Origin of the sequence: Moraxella sp., assembly GCF_030525845.1 — a bacterium.
Lineage (GTDB): Bacteria > Pseudomonadota > Gammaproteobacteria > Pseudomonadales > Moraxellaceae > Moraxella.
Genome location: NZ_JAUNDY010000041.1, coordinates 1 through 4,567, shown reverse-complemented (window position 1 = coordinate 4,567; position 4,567 = coordinate 1). Strand labels below are relative to the sequence as shown.

General features: G+C 41.4%; 7 protein-coding genes. 5 read left to right on the top strand and 2 right to left on the bottom strand.

Annotated features, from left to right (window positions below):
• Positions 1–218 (top strand): multidrug efflux SMR transporter (locus Q4B79_RS09570; protein WP_303086190.1); only part of this gene is annotated, 218 nt, incomplete at its 5' end.
• Positions 218–760 carry a GNAT family N-acetyltransferase gene (locus tag Q4B79_RS09565; protein WP_303086189.1) on the top strand — a complete coding sequence of 181 codons (543 nt, stop codon included), beginning with the start codon at positions 218–220 and terminating at the stop codon, positions 758–760. The genes Q4B79_RS09570 and Q4B79_RS09565, both read left to right, overlap by 1 nt.
• A gap of 95 nt (positions 761–855) precedes the next feature.
• Here the strand turns inward: Q4B79_RS09565 and Q4B79_RS09560 are convergent, their stop codons facing one another.
• Positions 856–1,734 (bottom strand): AraC family transcriptional regulator, encoded by an 879-nt coding sequence (locus Q4B79_RS09560; RefSeq protein WP_303086188.1) that lies wholly within the window; start codon positions 1,732–1,734, stop codon positions 856–858.
• Between the two features lie 118 nt (positions 1,735–1,852).
• Between Q4B79_RS09560 and Q4B79_RS09555 the strand changes: the two genes are divergently transcribed.
• Positions 1,853–2,569 carry an SMP-30/gluconolactonase/LRE family protein gene (locus tag Q4B79_RS09555; RefSeq protein ID WP_303086187.1) on the top strand — a complete coding sequence of 239 codons (717 nt, stop codon included), beginning with the start codon at positions 1,853–1,855 and terminating at the stop codon, positions 2,567–2,569.
• Positions 2,570–2,737: 168 nt separating this feature from the next.
• Here Q4B79_RS09555 and Q4B79_RS09550 read toward each other — a convergent pair whose 3' ends face one another.
• Positions 2,738–3,088 carry a helix-turn-helix domain-containing protein gene (locus Q4B79_RS09550; RefSeq protein WP_303086186.1) on the bottom strand — a complete coding sequence of 117 codons (351 nt, stop codon included), beginning with the start codon at positions 3,086–3,088 and terminating at the stop codon, positions 2,738–2,740.
• A gap of 136 nt (positions 3,089–3,224) precedes the next feature.
• Between Q4B79_RS09550 and Q4B79_RS09545 the strand changes: the two genes are divergently transcribed.
• A complete protein-coding gene (locus Q4B79_RS09545; protein WP_303086185.1) occupies positions 3,225–3,884 on the top strand; it encodes an NAD(P)-dependent oxidoreductase in 660 nt (219 codons plus the stop codon).
• 82 nt (positions 3,885–3,966) lie between these two features.
• Positions 3,967–4,567 (top strand): DsbA family protein (locus tag Q4B79_RS09540; RefSeq protein ID WP_303086184.1); only part of this gene is annotated, 601 nt, incomplete at its 3' end.

The window sequence follows — 4,567 nt, the reverse complement described above, 5'->3', positions numbered from 1 at the left end:
GCTTTGGTTTGGCTTTTTATATGTTGTCTTTGGCATTAAAAAGCATTCCGCTTGGAATGGCGTATGCGATTTGGTCTGGCGTCGGGCTTGTTTTGACGGCAATTGTTGGCGTGATGGTGTTTGGCGAGAAGGTGGATTTTTGGGGAATGGCGAGCATTGGGCTTATTTTAGCAGGGGTGATAATGATGAATACGCTGTCCAAAATGGGTGGGCATTGATGAGTTTAACTTTGCATAACTTACACCCTTTTTCGCCTTATTTTAAAACATTTAAGACGATATTTTTAAAAGAGTTTCCCCAAAATGAACGCTTGCCAATTTGGTTTTTGTATTTAAGTTCGTTTCGCTCGTGCGTGGATTTTTGGACGGTCTTGGACAATGATGAATTTGCAGGCTTTGTGTATTTGGTCAATGACAAGCAAAAAACCTTCGTTTTGTATTTGGCGGTCAATTCCGCCAAACAAGGCAAAGGCTACGGCTCGCAAATTTTGGAACTCATCAAAAATAAAAAAGCCAATCACGCCATTGTATTAAACATTGAAACCGTGAGCGACAGCAATGCCGACAATTACGAACAACGCCTAAAACGCCAAAAGTTTTATTTGAAAAATGGCTATGAGCCAATGCCTTTTTATTTAGATGATGACGGACAACGCTTTGATGTTTTATGCCAAAACAGACAAATCAGCCAGCAGGATTATCAAAGATTATTGGCAAAATTGGCGTTTGGACTCAAAAATATTAAAACAGTTTTGCTTTAAAGTATTTTGGGCTAATGCACCGTTTGCGGTTGGAATGCAAGCGGTGTTTTTCTTTTAAAATGGACAAAATGATTTTTCAGGTAGCCCAAAAAACCCTATTTATCCAAACTCGGACTTATCCCAAACTGCCGTTTGTATTCACGGCTAAACTGGCTCACGCTTTCATAGCCCACTTCATACGCCACTTGGCTGATTGTCAAGCCCTTATTTAAAATCAATGATTTGGCGTGATTTAGTCGTACCATTTTTTGATAGGCAATCGGCGATAGACCTGTGATGTGTTTAAAATGATGATAAAACTGGCTTTCGCCCCAAGCCCCCAGTTTTGCCAAATCGCCTACTCTAAAACTTTGATGAAAATGTGTGTCAATAAAACGGCAGATGTGTTTGATTTTATAAAGCACACTGTTTGGGCTAACAAGCTGTGCCAACGATACACCAAACGGAGAATAAAGCAAATGGCAATACAGCTCTTGAATATAAAGATTGGCTAAAAACTGTGGGTTTTCTTGGGGTAATAAAGCGATTAAACGGCTGATACAATCGGCAATTGCAGGACTGATTGGGGCGGTGTGGTCTGTTTGCTCGGGGTGGCTTTTGTTGTGGGGTAATTGATTGATAATAGACATCAGCACCGTTTCATCAAGCTGTAAATGTACCGCCAAAAATATATCATTTTGATTTTTAGGTAAAAAATTTGCAGATACAGGCAGATGAATGGGCGTAAACACCATATCGCCAACACTTATGGTTTGCCAAGTTTGATTAACAAACAGATTGAGTGTGCCGTGTAAACAAAAATTGATACTGCTTAATTGAATATGGTCGCTAAAATAAGTGTTTTGATTGGCATAATTGAGCCATAAACCATCAATGTGGCTGGGTTTGGCACAATTTGGCGTGGCAAATTGCAAAACGGTATCAAGGGTGGTTTGGCTAAACATCTTCTTTAAAATAAACGGAGAATTAGGCAAATATTATACAGGATTGGGCAAGACAAAGACAGATGAAATTTTTATAATGGTTTTATTTTTGGAAAGTTAAAATGTTAAAAAAACTCATCATCGCAAGCAGTATTGCCCTTGCCATTTTGTGGACGCCACTTATCAAAACGGTTTTGGTGTGCTGGCGGTGGCACGAGCGGACAAGGGGTATCAGCCTGAAATTTTGGTGGACAATTATCAAGGGGAACGCTTTGGTATGATTGACGCCCTGACGATTGCCCAAAATGGCGACATTTATTTTACCGATGCGTCCAAAGGCGTGGTGGCGTCTGAAAATGACCAATATGGGGCACATTTTATTGGCGTGGTGGACGCATTTGCCAATACCCAATCGGGTTCGGTGTATGTTTATCGCCCAAGCACGGGCAAAACTGAAAAACTGGTGTCTGGACTTCGCTTTGCCAATGGTATGCAACTTGTTGATGATGAAAAATTTTTGTTGTTAAACGAAACTTTTGGCAACCGAGTTTTGAAAATTGACACCCAAGTGCGTGATGCCAAAGTGGGCGATGCAGGCGTGTCGGTACTGGTGGATAACATTCCTGCGATATTGGACAATATGACCCGTTCGGCAAACGGTAAAATTTGGGTGGGTATGCCGTCTGCGGTGCTGTTGAAATTCAGTAAAGGTCAGCAAAGTCATTCGGCAATGGCGTTTTCAATGGACGAAAACGGTCAAGTACAAGATTTTTATGTGGACGAAAGTGGTAAATTTAGCCGTGTAACAGGCGTGAATGAAACAGAAAACCGCTTGTATTTTCAGCACGTTGGGCATAATAGCTTGTTGCCTTATGTAGAAAAATAAAGGGAGAATGATAAGGGGGTATGAATGGGATTTTAATTTCCCATTTCTACCCCAAATCTGTCCTATTTTGACTTTTGCCTACTTAGATCCTTTGATGTTCATAAAATAAATCAGCATGCGAATGTCGTTAGTGGTTGGGATTAAAAAGTAAGTAAATTGTATTAAATCTTACTTGCCCTTTGCCAAAATTTGCCCCAAATTCGTTTCCAGCCAATCCACTAAGCCAAAAATCCGCTCCCCCGCCTGCCGTCCGTACTCGGTCAGCGTATAATCGGTGTGCGGTGGTACGGTATTATAAGAATGGCGAGTGAGCATTCCGTCCGCCTCTAATTGCTTTAAGGTTTCGGAGAGCATTCGCTCACTCACGCCTTCAATCTCACGGCGAATTTCACTAAATCGTTTGGTGCCGTCCAGTAGCACAATCATCACCAGCACACCCCAACGGCTTGTCAAATGGTTTAAAATCGCACGGCTTGGGCAATCTTTGGACAAAACTCGCCCTTTGTCAAACGATATCATAAAATTCTCTTTAAAAATCAATGGATTAAAATTTATTCTTATACTTACTTTTTTGTAAGTACTTCTAATTTTAAATTAGAGGCGTATAATACACCACATCAACTCAAAAATCAATGTTTAACTTTTTGGAGTTTTTATGAAAAAATTTGCAGTCATCGGTGCGACAGGTTTGGTGGGTTCTGCGGTGGTCAAAGAGCTTGCCAGTCGTGGACATAGCGTTACCGCTTTTGCTCGTAACATTGACAAAGTAGCACAAGCCGACAACGTCAAGGCGGTGGCGATTGATGTTAATAGCCCTGACTTTACCGATAAATTGACAGGCTTTGATGCGGTGGTAAACGCCTTTAATGCTGGCTGGGAAAATCCTAATATTGTCAATGACTTAAAAACAGGACACGCCAACATTTTGACCGCCAGCAAAACCGCCAATGTGCCGTATTTGCTCGTGGTCGGTGGGGCGGGCAGTTTAAATATCGCCCCTGATTTGCAACTGGTGGACACGCCTGATTTTCCTGCTGATGTCTATCCTGCGGCAAATGTGGTGCGTGAGCTTTTGACCGAGCTTCGCACTCGCACCGATGTGAATTGGGCGTTTTTGTCGCCTGCGATGATGTTTGCGATTAACCCAGTTTCTTTTGAAAAAACAGGCACTTATCGCATTGGTGGCGATGATGTGCTGTTTAATGCGGACGGTACGCCTGCCGACATTAGCGTGGCGGATTTGGCGGTGGCGATTGCGGACGATGTGGAGCAAAAAGGGCATTTGTTTAAACGCTTTACTGTTGCCAGCAACTGATTTACTCATTTAAATGACCAAAATACCCACTTAAAAATTGTTTTGAGTGGGTATTTTAAAGAGCCTTGATAAAAGAGACTGTATGAACTTTATCTATTTATTTGACCCATTATGCGGTTGGTGTTATGCCTCATCAAAAGGTATTGCCAATCTTGCCAAAACGCACCAAATTGATGTGTATGCCACAGGGCTTTTTGCGGGTACTGGAAAAGTGATTGATGCTCACTTTGCCAATCACGCTTGGACAAATGATACACGTATTAGCCAATTAACGGGCTTACCATTTAGTGAAAATTACCGTCAGTTATTATTAAAAGGCGGAGCATTTAATTCATTTGCTTTAACGGTTGCTTGTGCTTTATTGAAACAAAATGAGCCAAAAGCATTATTACCCACTTTATTACATTTTCAAAAACTGCGATATGTGGACGGTTTGGATACCAGCGATATTGCTGTGGTAAAAAATGGCTTAATTGACATCGGACAAGCGGATATTGCTGATAAATTAAATAATGATGAAAGTATTCACTTGGCAAATGCTTGGATAGCACAAGGGCAAAAATTGGCGTATCAATTTCATGTCAATGGCGTGCCAAGTCTGATTGCCAACACCGAACAAGGCTATATCAATATCCCAAGCCAATTTTTATATCAAGATACGGATAGGGTGGCGGATAATATTG